At 67.1% G+C, this 19,005-nt stretch carries 18 protein-coding genes; 10 read left to right on the top strand and 8 right to left on the bottom strand.

What is annotated here, in order from left to right:
- Positions 1–139 precede the first annotated feature (139 nt).
- Together N4261_RS18470 and gloB are read right to left on the bottom strand one after the other, a co-directional pair.
- On the bottom strand, positions 140–1,936 hold the full coding sequence (locus N4261_RS18470) for a transglycosylase SLT domain-containing protein (RefSeq protein ID WP_261756739.1): 1,797 nt from the start codon (positions 1,934–1,936) through the stop codon (positions 140–142).
- On the bottom strand, positions 1,933–2,718 hold the full coding sequence (gene gloB, locus N4261_RS18465; protein WP_261756738.1) for a hydroxyacylglutathione hydrolase: 786 nt from the start codon (positions 2,716–2,718) through the stop codon (positions 1,933–1,935). The genes N4261_RS18470 and gloB overlap by 4 nt, the downstream gene beginning before the upstream one ends.
- 12 nt (positions 2,719–2,730) lie before the next feature.
- Between gloB and N4261_RS18460 the strand changes: the two genes are divergently transcribed.
- The 5 genes from N4261_RS18460 to N4261_RS18440 all read left to right on the top strand — a co-directional run bounded on the left by N4261_RS18460 (position 2,731) and on the right by N4261_RS18440 (position 6,422).
- Positions 2,731–3,708 carry a class I SAM-dependent methyltransferase gene (locus tag N4261_RS18460; RefSeq protein ID WP_261756737.1) on the top strand — a complete coding sequence of 326 codons (978 nt, stop codon included), beginning with the start codon at positions 2,731–2,733 and terminating at the stop codon, positions 3,706–3,708.
- 196 nt (positions 3,709–3,904) lie between these two features.
- Positions 3,905–4,381, top strand: a complete 477-nt coding sequence (gene rnhA, locus N4261_RS18455) for a ribonuclease HI (protein ID WP_261756736.1) — start codon at positions 3,905–3,907, stop codon at positions 4,379–4,381.
- 101 nt (positions 4,382–4,482) lie between these two features.
- Positions 4,483–5,004 (top strand): deoxycytidylate deaminase, encoded by a 522-nt coding sequence (locus tag N4261_RS18450; protein ID WP_261756735.1) that lies wholly within the window; start codon positions 4,483–4,485, stop codon positions 5,002–5,004.
- Positions 5,005–5,210: 206 nt separating this feature from the next.
- Complete coding sequence (locus N4261_RS18445) at positions 5,211–5,534, top strand: hypothetical protein (protein WP_261756734.1); 324 nt, start codon at positions 5,211–5,213, stop codon at positions 5,532–5,534.
- 144 nt (positions 5,535–5,678) lie between these two features.
- Positions 5,679–6,422, top strand: a complete 744-nt coding sequence (locus tag N4261_RS18440) for a tetratricopeptide repeat protein (protein ID WP_261756733.1) — start codon at positions 5,679–5,681, stop codon at positions 6,420–6,422.
- Between the two features lie 59 nt (positions 6,423–6,481).
- On the opposite strand, the gene N4261_RS18435 is transcribed toward N4261_RS18440, so the two are convergent.
- Complete coding sequence (locus N4261_RS18435) at positions 6,482–6,745, bottom strand: hypothetical protein (protein ID WP_261756732.1); 264 nt, start codon at positions 6,743–6,745, stop codon at positions 6,482–6,484.
- Positions 6,746–6,972: 227 nt separating this feature from the next.
- Between N4261_RS18435 and N4261_RS18430 the strand changes: the two genes are divergently transcribed.
- Complete coding sequence (locus tag N4261_RS18430; protein WP_261756731.1) at positions 6,973–9,129, top strand: S46 family peptidase; 2,157 nt, start codon at positions 6,973–6,975, stop codon at positions 9,127–9,129.
- Positions 9,130–9,331: 202 nt separating this feature from the next.
- On the opposite strand, the gene N4261_RS18425 is transcribed toward N4261_RS18430, so the two are convergent.
- The gene (locus N4261_RS18425) at positions 9,332–10,483 is read right to left on the bottom strand and encodes an alpha-hydroxy acid oxidase (protein WP_261756730.1); all 1,152 of its coding nucleotides are present in this window, start codon (positions 10,481–10,483) and stop codon (positions 9,332–9,334) included.
- Positions 10,484–10,849: 366 nt separating this feature from the next.
- On the opposite strand from N4261_RS18425, the gene N4261_RS18420 reads away from it, so the two are divergent.
- On the top strand, positions 10,850–11,338 hold the full coding sequence (locus N4261_RS18420) for a YbaN family protein (RefSeq protein ID WP_261756729.1): 489 nt from the start codon (positions 10,850–10,852) through the stop codon (positions 11,336–11,338).
- A 314-nt stretch (positions 11,339–11,652) separates the two neighbouring features.
- On the opposite strand, the gene N4261_RS18415 is transcribed toward N4261_RS18420, so the two are convergent.
- From N4261_RS18415 to argH, 4 genes are all read right to left on the bottom strand, one after another.
- Positions 11,653–11,946: a hypothetical protein gene (locus tag N4261_RS18415; RefSeq protein WP_261756728.1), complete on the bottom strand. Its 294-nt coding sequence runs from the start codon at positions 11,944–11,946 to the stop codon at positions 11,653–11,655.
- 203 nt (positions 11,947–12,149) lie between these two features.
- The gene (gene dinB, locus N4261_RS18410) at positions 12,150–13,388 is read right to left on the bottom strand and encodes a DNA polymerase IV (protein ID WP_261756727.1); all 1,239 of its coding nucleotides are present in this window, start codon (positions 13,386–13,388) and stop codon (positions 12,150–12,152) included.
- A gap of 140 nt (positions 13,389–13,528) precedes the next feature.
- Positions 13,529–14,050 carry a hemerythrin domain-containing protein gene (locus N4261_RS18405; protein WP_261756726.1) on the bottom strand — a complete coding sequence of 174 codons (522 nt, stop codon included), beginning with the start codon at positions 14,048–14,050 and terminating at the stop codon, positions 13,529–13,531.
- Positions 14,047–15,462 carry an argininosuccinate lyase gene (gene argH / locus N4261_RS18400; protein ID WP_261756725.1) on the bottom strand — a complete coding sequence of 472 codons (1,416 nt, stop codon included), beginning with the start codon at positions 15,460–15,462 and terminating at the stop codon, positions 14,047–14,049. The genes N4261_RS18405 and argH overlap by 4 nt, the downstream gene beginning before the upstream one ends.
- A gap of 161 nt (positions 15,463–15,623) precedes the next feature.
- Here argH and N4261_RS18395 point away from each other — a divergent pair, with 161 nt between their 5' ends.
- From N4261_RS18395 to N4261_RS18385, 3 genes are all read left to right on the top strand, one after another.
- On the top strand, positions 15,624–16,703 hold the full coding sequence (locus N4261_RS18395; RefSeq protein WP_261756724.1) for a sensor histidine kinase: 1,080 nt from the start codon (positions 15,624–15,626) through the stop codon (positions 16,701–16,703).
- A 187-nt stretch (positions 16,704–16,890) separates the two neighbouring features.
- Positions 16,891–17,703, top strand: coding sequence for a LytR/AlgR family response regulator transcription factor (locus tag N4261_RS18390; RefSeq protein WP_261756723.1), 813 nt, complete (start codon positions 16,891–16,893; stop codon positions 17,701–17,703).
- Between the two features lies 1 nt (position 17,704).
- Positions 17,705–18,931 carry a hypothetical protein gene (locus tag N4261_RS18385; protein WP_261756722.1) on the top strand — a complete coding sequence of 409 codons (1,227 nt, stop codon included), beginning with the start codon at positions 17,705–17,707 and terminating at the stop codon, positions 18,929–18,931.
- The last annotated feature ends 74 nt before the right edge of the window (positions 18,932–19,005 follow it).

Genomic DNA, 19,005 nt, shown 5'->3' with positions numbered 1-19,005 from the left:
AAGCACTCGGCCACGCATGAAAAATGGGCGCTCCGGGAGCGCCCATTTTTTCGCCGGTATCGTCACCAGCAGGTCACCACCAGTAGGTCACCAGCAGGTCACCGGTACATCGCCGTCACGGCGGGCCCTGGGGCCCCGTTCAGCGGATCGACGCCTTGGTCGACACCGTGCTGCCACCGCCGCCGGTCACCCGGCTGCCGGCCACCTTGGCGCTGCGGGTTTTGCCGGAAGAGGCCTTCGTCGTGGGCTTGGCGTTGGACTTGGAGGAGGCGACGCGGGTGGCGCGGGTCGGCGTCTTGCGCGTAGCGGACGGGGTTTCGGCCGCAATGGCCTGACCCTCGCGCAGGTAGACGACGACCTGCTGACCATGCTTGAAGGTCGCCTTGGTGCTGACCTTGTTCCACTGCGCCACCTGGGTCGGGCCCAGCCGGTAGCGACGGGCCACCGTGGCCACGGTGTCGCCCTTGCCGGCCTTGAGCGTGACGCGACGCATCGGCGGCACGTCCGGTGCGAACATGATGCTGGCGTTGTCGGCCAGGTGTTCGGAGACGTCCTTGTCGCGGGCGGCGCTGCGCGGCACCAGCAGCGTCGAGCCTTGCTTGACCAGCATGCGCGCCGGAATGCGGTTGATCTCGCGCAGGCCGGTCTCGCTCATGCCGACCTGCTTGGCGGCGTCCGCCGGCTTCATCGTCTTGGGCACGACCCAGGCGGTCCAACTGGCCAGCGGGCCCTTGTAGCGCTCCAGGTTGCCGACGAAGGTGCTCGCGTTGTCGTAAGGCAGCAGGATCTGGCCGCTGCTGGCGGCCAGGATCACCGGCTTGTTCATCGACGGATTGAACTGTCGGAAGGTGTCCTCGTCCAGCTCGGCCAGCTGCGCGGCGCGGGTCACGTCGATGTCACGGTCGATGTTGACCGACAGGAAATACGGATGGTTGGCCACCGCCGGCAGTTCGAGGCCAAAGGCCTGCGGCCGCATGATGATGTTCTTCACCGCCTGCAGCTTGGGCAGGTAGTAGCGGGTTTCGTCTGGCATGCGCAGGCTGTCGTAGTCGATCGGCAGGCCGGCCTTCTGGTTGCGCAGGACCGCCTTGGACACATTGCCCTGGCCCCAGTTGTAGGCGGCCAGCGCGAGTTGCCAGTCGCCGTTGAACATCTTGTTCAGGCGCTGCAGGTAATCCAGCGCGGCACGGGTCGACGCCAGCACATCGCGACGGTCATCCCGGAAGATGTTTTGCTTCAGGTCGAAATCCCGGCCTGTGGCGGGCATGAACTGCCACATGCCCACCGCCTTGGCGCTGGACTGCGCATCGTTGCGGAATGCGCTTTCCACGAAGGGCAGCAGCGCCAGTTCAGCGGGCATGCCGCGCTTTTCCACCTCTTCCACCACATGGAAGAGGTAGAGGCTGCCGCGGCCGGTCATGCGGGCAACGTAGTCCGGGCGGCTGCTGTAGTAGTCCTCGGCCTTGCGGACGAGCTCGTTGTCCAGCTCCGGCATGGCCATGCCGGCACGGATGCGGGCCCACAGGTCGACATGGGTCTTGGGCGCATCCAGGTCCACTTTCTCGCCGGGATTGAGGTTGTCCTCCAGCAGGACGTCGAGCTTTTCTTGCGGCGCCGCACCGGCGGCCATCGGCTGGGTGTTGGCCGGCGCGACGGCCGAGGCCGCTGCTTCGACCGCCATCACCGTCTGCTGCGCCACGGCCTGGGATTCGGCGTTCGCTGCGATTGGGTTGTCTGCCGGCGCCGGACCACGGGTGGCGCAGGCGGCCAGTGCCAGCGGGATCAGCGCGGCCAGCAGCTTGAGGGCGGGGCGAGCCCGACCCGAAGGGGCGGCCGAGGGTTCCGTCACGCCGGTGGCGGAGGAGGGCGACGAAGTCGGCGACGAATGCATCGTTGAATGGCGAGAAGACGGGGACGAGGCGGTGAATCGATTCATCGGAATTCGTTCTTCCATTGGCGCAGCCCGGCAAGCACCGAGACCGGCTGATCAGTGACCCGCGGATCTTGGCGCTGCGCGGCCTGCCGGACCGATGCATGCCCGCAACGCAGGAAGGGGTTGATCTCGAGCTCCAGGGCAAGCGTGGAGGGCAAGGTGGGCTGTTGCTGGTCGCGCCGGGCCTGACACCAAGCCTCGTGGCGCGCGACCGCCTCGTTGTGGGGCTCGACTGTCCGCGCAAAACGCAGATTCGACAAGGTGTACTCGTGGGCGCAGCAGACCCGGGTCTCGCCGGGCAGGGCCGCCAGGCGCGCCAGCGACTCATGCATCTGCGCCGGCGTGCCTTCGAACAATCGGCCGCAGCCGGCGGAGAAGAGGGTGTCTCCGCAGAAGAGCAAGGGCGCGCTGCCGTCGCTCGGTTGGCGGATCACAAAGGCGATGTGGCCGGCGGTGTGGCCGGGGACATCCAGGACGTCGACCGACTGCCCCAGCAGCGCGAAGCGATCGCCACCGTTCAACGGATGCACCGGGATTGGCAGCTTTTCGTGGGCGGGCCCCCAGACCTGGGTAGGGTCGGCCAGCAGCGGCATCAACTCGGCGACGCCACCGACATGATCACCGTGATGGTGCGTCACTAGAATGCCTCGCAGACCCAGGCCATGTGCGCGCAGCGCATCGGCCACCGGCGCGGCTTCGCCTGGATCGACGACGATCGCCTCGCGGCCATCGTGCAGCATCCAGATGTAGTTGTCGGTGAAGGCGGGAAGCGCAACCAGTTCCATGCGGTCCAAGCAATGACAAGAGCGAGCCAGGACGATGACCCGGCGCCGATTGTAGAGGCGCCCCCCGCGAACGGACTCGCGTCCGCCGAGCTCTCGCGGTGGCTGGGTACGCCCCCCGGGCGCTATCTGCTGGACTGGGAGCAGCGGTTCATCGATGAGGCGGTGGTGGATCTCTTCGGCTTTCACGCCGTGCAACTGGGCCTGCCGCAACTCAACGGCCTGCGCGCCAACCGCATGCCGCAGCGCTGGCTGGCGCTGGAGCATGTGCCGCATTCGGTCGCGGCGACCGGCCTGGATGCGAGCGCCACGGCCGCCCAAGACCTCGCCGCTGGAAGGGCGGTCGATCCGTCCAGCGCCCGGGCGAGTCGGCCGCTGAACGCGCTGGATACCCAGCCCGAGCCCCGCACCGCTTTCGCCGACCCGCCGCGCGCCGCCGTCTACTGCGAGTTCGATGCCCTGCCGTTCCCCGCCAGCAGCCTGGACCTGGTGGTGCTGCCTCACACCCTGGAGCTGGCGGCCGATCCCCACCGCTGCCTGCGCGAGGTGGAGCGGGTGCTGCGTCCCGAAGGCCGGGTCGTCATCCTGGGCCTGAACCCGGCCAGCCTGTGGGCGGTGAGGCAGAATCTGGCCCGCGTCAACGGTCGGCTGATGGGGCGTGCACCCAGGTTGTATCTGCCCGAGGAGGGCGAGTACATCGGCTACTGGCGGCTGCGGGATTGGTTGCGGCTGCTGTCGTTCGAGGTGGAACGGGCGAAGTTCGGCTGCTATCGCCCACCGCTGCTGAGTGAGGTCTGGCTGGACCGCTGGCACTGGCTGGAGCGGCCCGGCAGCAAGTGGTGGACGGTGCTGGGCGCGCTGTACGGTGTGGTGGCGATCAAGCGGGTGCATGGCATGCGGCTGGTCGGGCTGGCGCGCAAGCGGGCGCGTGGCGCCAAGGCGGCGCCGGCGGTGGCGATCCATCAGCAGTCGCATCGACGCGGTCCCGACTGACCCTTCGGCAGCGCGGCGGACACGTGATCGGTCCAGGTTTTCAAGGCGAGGTGCCGCAAGCGCAGGCTTCGAGCGCGCAGGCTTGTGTAGCGTGGGCTGCGGACGCGCCTGCCACGACGGCGCCATGTTCTTCGACGTCATCGGCGTCCGCATGGGCGGCGCTGTTTTCAAGTTCTCGACAGGTATTCGGATTCTCATGAGCGACATTCCCGCGGCGGCCCCGGCCAAGATCAGCAAACCCAGCGTGGTCATCTACACCGACGGCGCCTGCAAGGGCAATCCGGGCCCCGGAGGCTGGGGCGCCTGGCTGAGCAGCGGCGGGCATGAAAAAGAGCTGTTCGGTGGCGAGTCCAACACCACCAACAACCGGATGGAGCTGACCGCGGTGATCGAGGCGCTGACCTCGCTCAAGCGCAGCTGCAACATCGTCATCTACACCGACAGCGAATATGTCCGCAAGGGCATGACCGAGTGGATCAGCGGCTGGCAGCGCCGCGGCTGGAAGACGGCCGACGGCAAGCCGGTGAAGAATGCGGATCTCTGGCAGCGGCTGGACGCGCTGCGCAAGCTGCACCAGGTCGAGTGGCGTTGGGTGAAGGGACATGCCGGCGATCCGGGCAATGAGCGTGCCGATGCCCTGGCCAACAAGGGCGTGATCGCCGGCGGACGCTGAACCTGCCACCGGGCCATGGGCCCGGTGGCCGGCCATCGTCGATGCGTCCCACTACACTGTGGGCCCTTCGCACAAAGGGCCGACCCAGGCCCGACGAAGTCATGGACAACCAACCGCTGATCGACTGGCATTCCATGTTCATGGGCGTGGCACTGCTGGCCGGTGCACGTTCCAAGGACAGTCGCAAACGCAACGGCGCCTGCATCGCCAGTGCAGACAACAAGATCGTGGGCGTCGGCTACAACGGCCTGCCGCGAGGCTGCGACGACAACGATCCGGCCTATTGGTCGGACGACGATCACGACCCGCTGAACTCCCGTCACAGCTACATCGTGCATGCCGAGGTCAATGCGATCCTCAACTGCGTGGTGTTGCCGCTGACCGGCAGCACCATCTACACCACCCAGTACCCGTGCCCGCGCTGCGTGCAGTCCATCATCCAGGTGGGCATACAGCGGGTGGTGTATCTGGAAAAGAAAAGCCATCAGATCGCGCTGAACGAGGCCTCGGCCAAGATGCTGCGCGATGCCCGCATCGATGTGCAGGCGCTGAACGACCTGGAACTGCGTGCGGCCGTCTGGTGCAATGACCTGTCAGGATTCATTGCCAAGCCTCGGGGCTGAGCGGCTTCGCGGCCGCCTTTGTTCGGGTAGCGCTCGACGTCGGGCGATCGATGGCAGCCTCGAGTGGGACGGGCGGGGCGCGGAGGCGGCGAGTCAAACCGGAGCGTCATGCCGGTGACCTCAAAGCCTGGAACAGCACCTGATTCACCGCGCTTTTCCCGCTCAAGTTTGCCGAAGACGCGGCGCATGATTCGACCCACGCCGACATGAAACGTCCCGAGGTCGCCATGCTGAACGCCATCCCACCGCATCTGATGCCCGAATCCGCTCAAGCCCCTTGGGGCGTGATGCCGGAACTCGGCCTGACGGTGGGCGGCCCGGCCGAAATGGGCGAGTTGCTCCGGTTGCAGGACCTGATGGCCGACTGCGGCCTCGCGTTGCAGCCCACCCGCATGTTGTATGACCGTCATTACGCCCTGGATCGCTTGATGCAGGCGCATGCACGGGGTGACGAGCGGCTGCAGTCGCTGGCGCAGTCTCTGTTCGACGCCTATCAGCGTCGGGGCGAATGGATCGGCCTGGTGCATTGACGGCACGGGGAACGCGGGAGGCGTTCCTGACGACGGTCTGCACGGACACCGGCCACGACAGGCTGCGTGGCAATCCCATCACCGAGAGGGCGGACGCTCGTGCAGAATCTCGCCCATTCAAAAAATGTGTGAGGGAGTCGGGCAATGCCTTTCGTCGGAATTGGCCTGCATGTGCTGTTGGCGATCTTCTGCGCCGTGCATGTGTTGCGCAACCAGCAGCAGCTCTATTGGCTGTTCATCCTGTTTTCATTCCCTTTGCTGGGCAGCATCGTCTATTTGGTGGCGATCGTGCTGCCGCATTCGCGGCTGGAGCGTGGCGCTCGGCGCGCGGTGCGGTCAGCGGCCCAGGCAATGGATCCCGGACGCGCGCTGCGTGAGGCGCGTACCGAGTTCGAGGAGACGCCCACCGCCCAGAACCAGATGCGTCTTGCCGCCGCTCTGATGGAGGCGGGCGAGGGCGCGCAGGCCGCTGAGCACTATCAGGCCTGTCTGAAGGGCCCGTTTGCGAAAGATCTGGAGATCCGGCTGGGCGCTGCCCGTGCCCTCGAGGCCTGCGGTCAGCCAGCCGCCGCGCTGGCGCATCTGGCGTCGATTCGCAAGGAGCAGCCGGCGTTTCGTCCTGAGGCGGTCTCGCTGCTGACCGCGCGCTGCCTGGCGGCGTTGGACCGTCAAGCGGATGCGAAGGCCGAGTTCGAGTCGGCGTCGGAGCGTTTTGGCAGCGTCGAGGCGTGGGCGGAGCATGCGATCTGGGCGATCGGCCGCGGCGACGAGGCCACGGCGCAACCCTTGCTCGCGCGGATCGACAAGGTCAGTGCCAAATGGAATGCCCTCACTCGCGCGCTCAATGAGCCGGTGATGCGCCGGCTTCAAGTGGCGCGAAAGCGATGAGCGTGGGCGCTTGGCGTCGCCGCTGAGAACTCGGGCGCCAAAGCGGGATCAAAGCGGCATCAAAGCGCGGTCAGCCAGTCGCAACGCAGGCGTCCGGCGCGGTGCAGTTGGCGTCGTCCACCGGCATAGGCCATCGGCAGCAGCCAGGCGATCAGGCAGAGCGGGAGCGCCATCCAGGCATGCGTGAGCAAGGCACCCGGCACACCCATGAAGCCGAGCATCCACACCGTCAGGATCAGGTTCCAGACCGCCAGTTCGACGGGATGGCGGGCGCTGTGCATCACCATCCAGCGCTTGACTTGGCTGAGCTGCTTGAGGGTCATGACGGTACTCCTGGACGAGGGCGATGCGGGCGCTGGACCGGCGCATCAGGCGGGTGGTGGCAAATGAGCGGCGATTGTAAGTTTCGCGTCAGCGCCTGGCATCCCCCCAGTTCGTGGATTCCGTCTCGCAATCCCGGGATTACCCGGGTGCCGGACAGCACGGGTCAGGGCGTCCTGACGGGTGTATGGTTCGCCCCTTCTCTTTGGATAGGACAGGAGTCCTGCGCATGAAACGTTTGATGTGGGCCGCGCTGGCCCTCGGCACGGTGGCCGCACAGGCCCACGAAGGCATGTGGATGCCGCAGCAATTGCCCCAGGTCGCGAAGGATCTGAAGGCCGCCGGCCTGGCGATGGATTCGTCCCGGCTGTCGCAGCCCATCGGCTATCCGATGGGGGCAGTGATCAGCCTGGGCAACTGCACCGCGTCGTTCGTCTCGCCGCAAGGCCTGGTGGTGACCAATCACCATTGCGCCTACGGCAGCATCCAGTACAACGCCACCCCGCAGCGCGACCTGCTGAAGAACGGTTTCCTGGCCGCCACGCTGGCTGACGAATTGCCCGCCGCGCCGGGCAGCCGCGTCTATGTGACGGTGGCGCTGACCGATGTCACCCCTCGCGTGCTGGATGCCAAGACCTCGGCGTTGAAGGGCAAGGCCCGCATCGAAGCGATCGAATCAAGCGAGAAGGCCCTGGTCGCGGAGTGCGAGAAGGACGCCGGCCACCGCTGCAACGTGGCGGCTTTCTACGGCGGCTTGCAATACCAGTTGATCAAGCAACTGGAGATTCGCGACGTCCGCCTAGTGCATGCGCCGGCCCAAGGCGTCGGTCTGTTCGGCGGTGATACCGACAACTGGATGTGGCCGCGCCACACCGGCGACTACAGCTTCTATCGTGCCTATGTCGGCCCGGATGGCAAGCCGGCGGACTTCAGTCCCAACAACAAGCCCTATCAGCCCCAGCATGTGCTGAAGCTGGCCAGCGTGCCGCTCAACGAGGGCGACTTCGTCATGGTGGCCGGCTATCCGGGCCGCACCAATCGTCACCGCCTGCCCGAGGAAGTGGGCTTCGCGTTCGGCTGGGAAATGCCGGAGCGCGTGAAGGTGATGGGCGAGCAACTCGCTGAAATCCGCGAGGCGACCGCCGGACGACGGGAGGCCGAAATCAAGTTGGCCAATCTCGTGGCCAGCGTCGGCAACTACTACAAGAACTACCAGGGCCAACTGGCGAGTTTCGCCGGCAGCGACATCCTGGCGCGCAAGCAGGCAGCGCATGCGGAACTGAAGGCCTGGGTCGAGGCCGATCCCAAGCGGCGCGAGCAGTACGGCGCCTCGCTCAGCGAGATCGACCGACTGCTGGGTGAGCGCGAAGCCATCACCCGCCGCGAACTGCTGCTGAACTATGCGACGCCGACCCTGCTGGCGCAGGCCCGCGATCTCTATCAACAGGCACTGCAACGTCGCAAGCCCGATGCCGAGCGCAAGTCCGGCTATCAGGAGCGGGATCAGCTCCGTCGTCGACAGTCGCTGGAGGCGGTCGAGCGCCGTTTCGACGAAGCCACGGACAAGCGGGTGGTGGGCCACTTCCTGACGCAATACCTGGCGCAGCCGGCGGATCAACTCAATGCCGCCTTCCTGAGTGCCCTGGGCCTTCGCCAGGGCATGGATGCCGCCGCCGTCGCCGCCCGCGTGGACCAGCTCTACGCCGGCACTCGCCTGACAGACAAGGCCGAGCGCATGGCCTGGCTGGGCCGCGACTCAACTGAGTTCGAGGCCAGCGGCGACACGCTGGTCAAGGCGGCTGTCGCTCTGCGGGCTGATGACGACGCGCGCGAGACACGCGACAAGGAGCTGGCCGGCCGCATCCAGCAGGCCTATGCCGACACGATGAAGGCGATGATCGCTTTCAAGGCCAGCCGCGGCCAGGCGGTCTATCCGGATGCCAACAACACGCTGCGCGTGGCCTTCGGTCAGGTGCGAGGGCGCCAGCCCGGCGTGGATGGCGCCGACTGGACGGCCTTCACCACGCTGCGCGGCATTGTGGCCAAGCACACCGGCACCGGCGAGTTCGATGCGCCGGCCGAGCAGTTGGCCGCGATCAAGGCACGCCAGTTCGGCAAGTACGGTGTGAAGGCGCTGGACTCGGTGCCGGTCAACTTCCTGGCGACGCTGGACACGACCGGTGGCAACAGCGGCTCGCCGGTGCTCAACAGCAAGGGTGAGCTGGTGGGCCTGCTGTTCGACGGCACCTTGGATGCGGTGATCTCGGATTGGGATTTCAATCCAAAGACCACGCGCAGCATCTGCCTGGATGCGCGCTACATGCTGTGGCAGATGACGGTCGTGGACAAGGCGGATCGTCTGTTGAAAGAGATGGGCGCGCTGTGATCGGCGCGCTGTGATGGGCGCGTGAGCCTGTCCCTGCCTTGACGCTGCGGAACCAGATTTCCGCGGCCTTTGACGCCCCGCATTGCGGGGCGTTTTGTTTGGCCATGTGCTTAGCTATCTGCCTGGCGTTCGCCGGAACGCGTGGAGGCCCGCCCGCCGGGTGGCCCCGTCAGATCCATCGGGGCGGTTCCCGCCAGACGCCTCAAAGGCGGGCGGTGTCCTTCAGCAAGATGCTTCGATCGACATCGACGAGGCGTCGATGGCCGCAAAACGCCATCGTCAAATCCAGTTCCCGGTGGATGATCTCCAGCGCTTTTGCGACGCCGGGTCGGCCCATCGCCCCCAATCCGTAGAGGAAGGCCCGGCCGATGTAGGTGCCACGCGCGCCCAGGGCCCAAGCCTTGAGCACATCCTGTCCTGAACGGATGCCGCCGTCCATGTGCACCTCGATGCGGTCTCCCACCGCCTCCACGATGCGCGGGAGTGCGCGGATGCTGGATTCCGCGCCATCCAATTGGCGCCCGCCGTGGTTGCTCACGATCAGCGCATCCGCGCCGGACGCCGCCGCGAGCTTGGCATCCTCCTCGTCGATGATGCCCTTGATGATCAGCTTGCCGCCCCAGCGCTCGCGGATCCACTGCACATCGTTCCAGCTGAGTTGCGGATCGAATTGCTTGGCCGTCCATTCAGACAGCGAGCCCATGTCGCCCACGCCCTTCACATGGCCGACGATATTGCCGAACTGGCGTCGCGGCGTCCCCAGCATGCCCAGGCACCAGCGGGGTTTGGTCGCCATGTTGATCAGGTTGGGCAGGGTGAGTTTGGGTGGAGCGGACAGCCCATTCCTGAGGTCCTTGTGCCGCTGGCCCAGGATCTGCAGATCCAGCGTCAGCACCAGCGCCTCGCATTTGGCGGCCTTTGCGCGGTCGATCAGGCTGTGGATGAAGCCCCGGTCCTTCATCACGTAGAGCTGAAACCAGAACGGTGTGGCGGTGCGCGCTGCAACATCCTCGATCGAGCAGATGCTCATGGTGGACAGCGTGAACGGCACGCCGAAGGCTTCGGCCGCCTGGGCTGCGAGGATCTCGCCGTCCGCATGCTGCATGCCCGTCAGCCCGGTCGGGGCGATCGCCACCGGCATGCGCACCGGCCGGCCGATCATCTCGGTGGCCGTGGTGCGGCCCTCGATGTCGACGGCCACCCGCTGTCGCAGCTTGATGGACTGAAAATCCGCTTCGTTCGCCCGGTAGGTGCTCTCGGTCCAGGAACCGGAGTCGGCATAGTCGTAGAACATGCGGGGCACGCGCTTTTGCGCAAGCACGCGCAGGTCTTCAATGCAGGTGATGACGCTCATGGGATGGATGCTAGGCCAGGCCAGCTTGACGTGGTGGGAAAGTTGCCCCAGGGTTTTCCGGAGGGGATTCACAGGCGTGGGGCTCGACGGGATGCGATCGAGACGGGCGTGGAGAACACAAGGGAATCGGCGCTGCAGGTCATGCGGTGCAGGTCGCTCGATGCCGGTGACTCGCTGCGAGGCCCCAGCGGTTCGCGTTCCAGCGGCTGGTCGTCCTGAGGCGTCCAGGGCGCTCAGGGAGATCAAGGCGATCGGCGATCACCGCGCTACAGTGGCGCGATGAATGCGCCGCGCCCGCCAGAGTCTCAGCCCACGCACGGGCTCCATCACGGGCTCCATCACGCGCCTCAGGCCGAGTCTTCATCGATGTCGACGCATGCGCAGCCGCAGCCGCAGCCGCAGATGGCGCCCTCCACCAGCGACGGTGAACCCGCGCTTCTGACCGCCACCCCCGAGCAGCCCGCGCCGGGCCAGGCCACCGTGCCCCAGCATCGCGCACTCTGGCGCCGACTGCCGTGGATGCTGGGCGGGGCATCATGCGTGGCGCTCGGGGTTCTGGGCATCTTCCTGCCGCTGCTGCCCACGACGCCGTTTGTGCTTCTCGCGGCGTTCTGTTTTGCGCGCGGTTCGCAGCGTTGCGAGACCTGGCTGGTGCAGCATCCCCGGTTCGGTCCGATGATCGTCCAGTGGCGCGCCAACCGCGCCGTGCCGCTCCGGGCCAAGCAGGCGGCCTGGACCATGATGGCGGTCAGCTCGCTCATCGCTGCCTGCTTGATGCCGGTCATGCCCTGGTTGCCCGCACTCTGCTGCCTGGCGGTCGGGCTCTGGCTGTGGCGCTTGCCGACGGCGGGCTAGTTTCCGATCTCTTTTCTTCACCATCGTGAGCGTGGAGAACAGGGCAAAGCACCCGGCCAGGGTGACCAAACCTCGGTTGGTCGACATCAACGCGGTCACTGACGCCGAGGAGAAGACCGCGAGGCACATCAAGAAGTTGGGGTATAGCGCCATGCCAATGCCCAGATCCTCAGGAAACTCCTGCAGCGGTGTGGCGCCATGGCGCCATCGGAGCGCGGCGGCGTAGCCCATGGCGATGACCACCGAGACCATGTCGTGGAGGTTGCCGTCGATGAGCTCGCGCATGTCCTGCCGCCGTCATCGCTGGCCCGCTGTCAGATCGAGCCGTTTCGGCGTGCAATCCACAGCATGAATGCAGCCCCGATCAGCATCGAGGGCACATCGCGGGCCACGCTCTGCGGAAAGATGAATCCGCTCAAGGCCACGCCGAGCATGGCACCGCCCGTGGCCCGAAGTCCGGCGGCGAGGAACCAGTCCATCCAGTCTTGATCGTCCAGGTCCGAGTCGGGTGGGACGGATGACGATGGGGGTTGCCGCGTTGGCTTGCCGCGCTGATTGCTGCGCTGATTGCCAGCGCGAGCGGAACGGCGGCTGATCGGAATGGACATGATGGCGAACTCCTGCGGTGGGCTGCTGGCCGAGGGCTTCACTCTGCCAGTACAGCCCTTTGGCGTGAAGGTCGCGGGAGGCGTTTCGTGTGGTGGCGTGCGCTCGTCTGGCGCTAGATCAAGGATTGCGTGTGATCACAAACGCGTTGGGTTTTCGCGCGTCACCCGAAACGTGGTGCAGGACGAACAACCCTGCTGACGACTCAACTGAACAGGCGCAGGTTCTCGGGCTTCGGACCGTTCGGAGCCGCGTTGGCGGCACTGCGGCTGCGACGGGTCGAGTCCACATCGCCGGGCCGGCTCAGCTTGCCCACACGCACGCCGAGCAAGCGCAAGCGCTGGCTCAGGTCCACGCGTTTCAGGCACAGACCCGCAGCCCTTCGGATGGCCGCGGCGTCCTGCACTGGCAGCTCGAGGGTCAGGTCTCGGGTGACGGTGCGGAAGCCCTCGAAACGCAGCTTGATGCCGATGGTGCGGCCCTGGTAGCCCTTGCGTTGCAGGTCCGATGCCAGTTGCTCGCACAGGGCGGTGAAGATGCGAGACAGCTCCGGCCGGTCCCGCTTCGCATGCAGGTCGCGCTCAAAGGTGGTTTCCCGGCTGATCGAGACCGGCTCGCTGTAGGTCACCACCGGTCGATCATCCTGGCCCAGGGCCGCCTCATGCAGCCAGAGGCTGTAGCCCGGTCCGAAGTGCTGGGCCAGCAGAGCCGGTGGGGCCGCCGCCAAGTCGCCGATGGTGTGGATGTCCAGGCTGTCCAGCTTGGCGCCCGCCTTCGGACCGATGCCGTTGATGCGGCGCACCGGTAGCGGCCAGATGCGGGTCGGCAGGTCGTCCATGGTCAGCACGGTGAGGCCGTCGGGCTTCTCCAGTTCGGAGCCGATCTTGGAGAGCAGCTTGTTCGGTGTCACGCCGATCGAGCAGGTCAGTCCGGTCGCCCGCCACACCGAGTTCTTGATCTCGCGCGCGAGGGCGCGGGCCCCGCCCAGCGGGTCATGGCCGACCGGATCCCGCGCGCCGGGCACGTCGGTCAGGTCGATGTAGATCTCGTCGATGCCGCGGTCCTCGATCACCGGCGCCAGTTCGCGAACCGCGTCCTTGAACAGCCGTGAATAGTGGCGGTAGGCATCGAAGTCGGCCGGCAGCAGGATGGCCTGCGGCGCGAGCAGAGCCGCCTTCATCAGCCCCATGGCCGAGAACACACCGAAGGCGCGCGCGGCGTAGGTGGAGGTGGTGACCACGCCGCGGCCGGTGTAGTCGGCCAACTTGAAAAACTCGCGCGTGCCGTCGGGCCGCAGTTGCGGCGCATGGGCGCGCCGACCGCCCACCACCACCGGCAGCCCCTTGAGCTCCGGATAACGCAGCAGCTCCACAGACGCGTAGAACGCGTCCATGTCCAGATGGGCGATCAGGCGATCGGGCAGCGCTGGCGTCGGCTCGGCCATGCGGCATTGTGGGGGTGAGGGCTGACAGTCGCTGTCAGCATCGCAGTGACGGGCGCCGGCGTGATGAACAAGCCATCAAGGCAAGCGGCGCTGACCGCCGCTGATCGTTCCTGATCGACGCTGATCGCCGCAGACCGAGCTCAGTGACCGCAAGCGGTCGAGCCGCAACCGGCGCCCGCCTTCTCACCCTCGGGCAGTTGCGTCGTTGGCTGCGCCTGACCGGTGGCGGGATCGAAGCCGCGTTGCTGCATCGTGTAGACCAGCGCCGCATCCATCATCTCGGCATGAGACGGGAACCATTGCACCAGCTCCTGCCGGACGATGGCCAGCGGCTCGCGGTCGCCCAGCTCATCGGCATAGCGGACCACTTCGCGCATCACATTGAGCACCATCGCATGCTGGCTGCTGTGGCAGTTCTGCGGCTCGAAGCCGGTGGCCGCCATCCAGCGCTCTTCCATCGCGAAGTGGTCCTCGGTGTGGGCGAGCAGCTCGCGGAAAGCGGGCAGGGCATCTTCGCCGCGGTCCAGCGCCTCGCCGTAGCGGTTCAGCAGTTCGACGAACTCCTGATGGGTATGGTCCAGCTCCGGCTGGTTCAGCACCAGGTTGTCGGTCCAGGCCAGGCTGGGCGTCGCGAGATCTTGCAGGTCGTGCAGGTCGCTCATCGGGCGGCTCCCAGACGTTGCTGATGACGAGCCACCTGGGCGCGCACCTGGGCGGGCGCGGTGCCGCCGAGGATGTTGCGGGCGTTCAGGGAGCCCTGCAGCGACAGGACGTCGTAGACGTCCGAGTCGATGCGGCTGTCGAATTGGCGCAGCGCTTCCAGCGACAGGGCCGACAGGTCGATGCCCTGCGCCTGCGCGGTTTTCACCGCATGGGCGACCACTTCATGGGCATCACGGAAGGCCAGGCCCTTCTTGACCAGGTAGTCCGCCAGATCGGTGGCGGTGGCATAGCCCTTGAGCGCGGCGCGCTCCATCGCGTCCGCCTTGACCGTCAGGCCGTCCATCATCTCGGCGAAGATCCGCAGCGTGTCGTTGAGCGTGTCGACGGTGTCGAACAGCGGCTCCTTGTCTTCCTGGTTGTCCTTGTTGTAGGCCAGCGGCTGGCCCTTCATCAAGGTGATCAGGCCCATCAGATTGCCCACCACCCGGCCGCTCTTGCCGCGCGCGAGTTCAGGCACGTCCGGATTCTTCTTCTGCGGCATGATGCTCGAGCCGGTGCAGAACCGGTCCGGCAGCGCGATGAAGCCGAAGGACTGGCTCATCCACAGGATCAGCTCTTCCGACAGCCGCGAGATGTGCACCATGATCAGCGCCGCCGCGGCGCTGAATTCGATGGCGAAGTCGCGGTCGCTGACCGCGTCCAGGCTGTTCTGGGCCACACCTTCCATCTCCAGCGTGCGGGCGACCCGTTCCCGGTCCAGCGGATAGCTGGTGCCGGCCAGTGCGGCGGCGCCCAGGGGCAGGCGGTTCACCCGCTTGCGGGTGTCCTGCAGCCGTTCGGCATCCCGGGCAAACATCTCGACATACGCCAGCATGTGGTGGCCGAAGCTCACCGGCTGGGCGACCTGCAGATGGGTGAACCCCGGCAGGATCACGTCGGCATGCCGCTCGGCCTGGCCGACCAGCACCCGCTGCAGCGCCTCCAGCAGACCGATCAGGGTGTCGATTTCGCCGCGCAGCCACAGGCGCACATCGGTGGCGACCTGGTCGTTGCGGCTGCGGCCGGTGTGCAGGCGCTTGCCGGCCAGGCCAACCAGCTCGGTCAGCCGGGCCTCGATGTTGAGGTGCACGTCCTCCAGGTCCAGCTTCCATTCGAAGCGGCCGGATTCGATTTCTTCGCGGATCTGCGCCATGCCGCGCTGGATCGCGGCCAGGTCGTCCGCGCCGATGATGCCTTGGGTCGCCAACATGTCCGCATGGGCCAGGGAGCCCTGGATATCGGCGGCCCACAGGCGTTTGTCGAAGTCCACGCTCGCGGTGTAGCGCTTGACCAGGTCGCTCATCGGCTCGGAGAACAGGGCGGACCAGGCCTGGGATTTGTTGGCCAGTTGGTTGTCGGCGGGATTGGACATCGCGGGGCTCGGGAGGATGGAACGAGGGCAGGAAGCGGAACGCGGCACACGACATGCTGCAGGCCACGGCGCCGACAGCCCCGGGCGTTTCCGCATGGTGCGCGGGCACTGGCCTGGGAGAGAATCGGCGATCAATTCTAAAGGGCAGGGACGGAGATCCGATGGCCGACCGGGCGCAGCACCCACACACCACGCAACAGGCCTGGGAGGAAACCCGCCTCGAGACCCGGCTGATGACCAGTGCGCCGCTGATCGATGCCCAACGGCGTTTCGATGTCTGCCATGTCGGGCTGGTGCTGCGTGCCGTCCTCGGCGTGCAACTGGTGCAGGCCCTCGGTCTGGCCATGGCGCAGGAAACCCTGTCCCAGTGGATGTGGGCGATGGGCACCGCCACCGTGGCGTCGATGTCCGGCCTGCTGAGCTGGCTGCTGCTGGTCTGCGCGGCCAAGCGACTGCTGGCGAGATTGCCGGAATGGGCGCAATGGACGCTGCCCATCGTGCTGGGTGCGACGTGCGCCCACGGCGGCGGGCGTCTGTTGGAATGGGTCGGACTCCAGCCGGTGAGCCCGCTGCAACACGGGGCGCTGGCCTGCATCGGCGCGCTGGCCGCGGCGATGCTGCTGGGCTGGCTGAAGCTGCGCGAACGCGCCCAGGCGCCGGCGGATGCGCTGGCGCGCCTGGTCGAACTGCAATCGCGGATTCGTCCGCACTTCCTCTTCAATACGCTGAACACCGCGATTGCGCTGGTGCGGGTCGATCCGGCCCGTGCGGAGGAAGTGCTGGAGGACCTGAGCGAGCTGTTCCGGGTCGCGCTGTCCGACACCGGGGCCCGCAGCGAAGGCGTGCCGCTGGCGCAGGAGGTCGAACTCGCGCGGCGCTACCTGGCGATCGAGCAACTGCGCTTCGGGGACCGGCTGCGGGTCACCTGGCAGCTCGACCCGCATTGCAGCGAGACCCGCGTGCCGCCCTTGCTGCTGCAGCCGTTGGTGGAAAACGCGGTCCGTCACGGCGTCGAGCCCAACGATCAGGGCGGCGACGTCACCATCACCACCCGCTCCCGGGGCTCTGAGGTGGAGATCCGGGTGATCAATTCCGTGGGCGCGCCGTCTCGCACACAGGGTCATGGCCTGGCCCTGCGCAACGTGCGTCAGCGTCTGCGGCTCATGCATGATGTGGCCGCGAAGCTGGAGGCGGCGCCCAGTCCCGGACGATTTGCGGTCCGGATCGTGTTGCCTCGTTGAAGCATCGGGGCGATGAGCGGCAGTTGGCTGGGGGATGACCGGTGAATGTTGCGACTGTTACGACCGCTGACGGCCAAGACGCCACGGAATACGCAGACTTCCGCTCCGGCACGCCTTCACCGAAGCCACCGCCTCTGCCCCCGGACCCGTGCGGCACCCCCGGCTTCCTTTCTCCGAGTTGATCGACATGCTGACGCATCCTCCGCTGAAGATCCTGATCGTCGATGACGAGCCCCTGGCGCGTCTGCGACTGCGCGGGCTGGTCGAGGCCAACGACGAGCCGCGGGCGGAGGTGATCGCCGAAGCCAGCAGCGGGGAACAGGCCCTGAACTGGCTGAGGGACCACGGCTGCGACCTGGTGCTGCTGGATGTCCAGATGCCCGGACTGGACGGCCTGGGACTGGCGCAACTGCTGCGCGGTCGGCCGTTTGCGCCCTCGATCGTGTTCGTGACCGCCCATGCGCAGCATGCATTGGAGGCCTTCGAGCTGGAGGCGCTGGACTACCTCACCAAGCCCGTGCGACGCGAGCGGCTGCAGGCCAGCCTGGCCCGCGCCGCGCTCCGACAGGAAGAGCGTGCTGCCGCCAAGGCCCGCGACCAACAGGCCCAGCCCGCCGGCGACGAAGGCCCGGTGATCAACATCACCGAGCGGGGCCGGCTGCTGCGGGTGCCGCTGTCGGAGGTGCTGTATTTCAAGGCGGAACTCAAGTATTTGACGCTGCGCACGGCGACCCACAGCCATGTGATGGACGGCTCGCTGAGCGACCTGGAGCAGCGCCTCGGTGAGCGCTTCCTGCGGGTGCACCGCAATGCGCTGGTGGCCAAGTCGGCGGTCCGTGAGCTCGAGCGGCATGTGCCGACCGATGGCTCCGCCGAGGGCGATGGCGACCTCGGCGGCGAAATGGGTTGGGCGGTGCGCATCGCCCATGTGAATGAATGGCTGGCGGTGTCGCGCCGCCAGGTGGCGGCTGTGCGCGAGGCGCTGGCCGGGCAGCGCTGAGATGAGGTTCCGCACTGGTGCCGCCTTGGCGGGTGTGACCGTGCTCGCCCTGGTCGGAGCGGGCGCCTGGTGGATGGTCCATCTCGCCTCGGGCGACGGTCTGGTGCCGGCGACGGACGGGGTGTCCCTGCACACGGTGGCACTCGCCGCCGAGGTGACGCCCGAGGAAGGCCAGGCACCCGATGACGCCGCCTCGCCGAACAACGCGGTGCAGTGGTTGCTGCTGGACGGTGCGCGCAACACCGCTGATGCGGCCGTGGCCGCCGCATCGGCCGCCGCCGCGCGCGACCGCTACTGCGGCGCGGATTTCCCGCATGCCTTCAGCGCCGGTGTCGGCATGGACGATCCGCGCAATGCGCAGTTGGCAGCGCATGAGAAGGCGGTGCTGGCGGAGCAGTCACGCAAGCTGGCGCTGGCCGGCGACGAGCTGGCCCGGATGACGGCGGCGGTGCTGCAGTTCGATGTCGGACGCATCGCCGACATCGCCGAACAGACGACCGATCCCTTGATCTACGGCCTGGCGCTGCGCACCTGCAGCAAGGTCGATGTGCCGGCCTGCCAGTCACTCACGCCGAGCCGTTGGCTGCAGCTCGACCCAGGCAATGCGACGGCGATGTGGCTGCTGGCGTCCAAGGCGCCCACGATCGCGGAGGCGCGCCAATGGCTGGCCCGCGCGCATGACGCGTCCTACGTCATCGTGATGAAGGGGCGCATGCTCAAGCGGGTGGTAGACAGCGGCGTCACTGATCCCAAGCTGCTGCTGCCGATTGCCAACCGGACGATGGGCGCCGACGCCTCGGAGACGGCACATTTCCTGAGCGCCGCCAGCCGCGTCTGCGGCTACTCGGCGCCTGCGGATCCCGTGCTGCGCAGTGCCTGCCAGGGCTATGCGAAGGATGCGATCCGCCTGGAGACTTCGATCGAGGAGCGCGGCTTCGCCGGGCTGTTTGCGGACCACATGAAGCTGCCCGCCGATGACCTGCCGGTCACGCCTGCGCAGTTGGTGGAGACGATGCGCCGCTATACCGTCCTGCGTGCGGGACCGGCGGCGCGCAGCGATGACGGCATGAACTGCGCCCGTACCCAGTACAGCGTGGCCTTCGATGTCGAGGCCGCGACGACCGGCGACATCGCCACCTTCCAGCGTCGCGGCGGCGAATTGCCGACGCCCGAGGCCGCCGAGGCGACGATGAAACGCAAGGGCCCGCCCGCGCCGACGGGCTCTTGAGCTGACCGGCTCCTGTCCGGTCCGGTCTGATCCGGACAGATCCGGAAAGATCCGGATAGATGGCCGCCCACCCG

The sequence above is a fragment of the Roseateles amylovorans genome (assembly GCF_025398155.2).
Lineage (GTDB): Bacteria > Pseudomonadota > Gammaproteobacteria > Burkholderiales > Burkholderiaceae_C > Roseateles > Roseateles amylovorans.
This window is presented reverse-complemented; position numbering and strand designations above follow the sequence as displayed.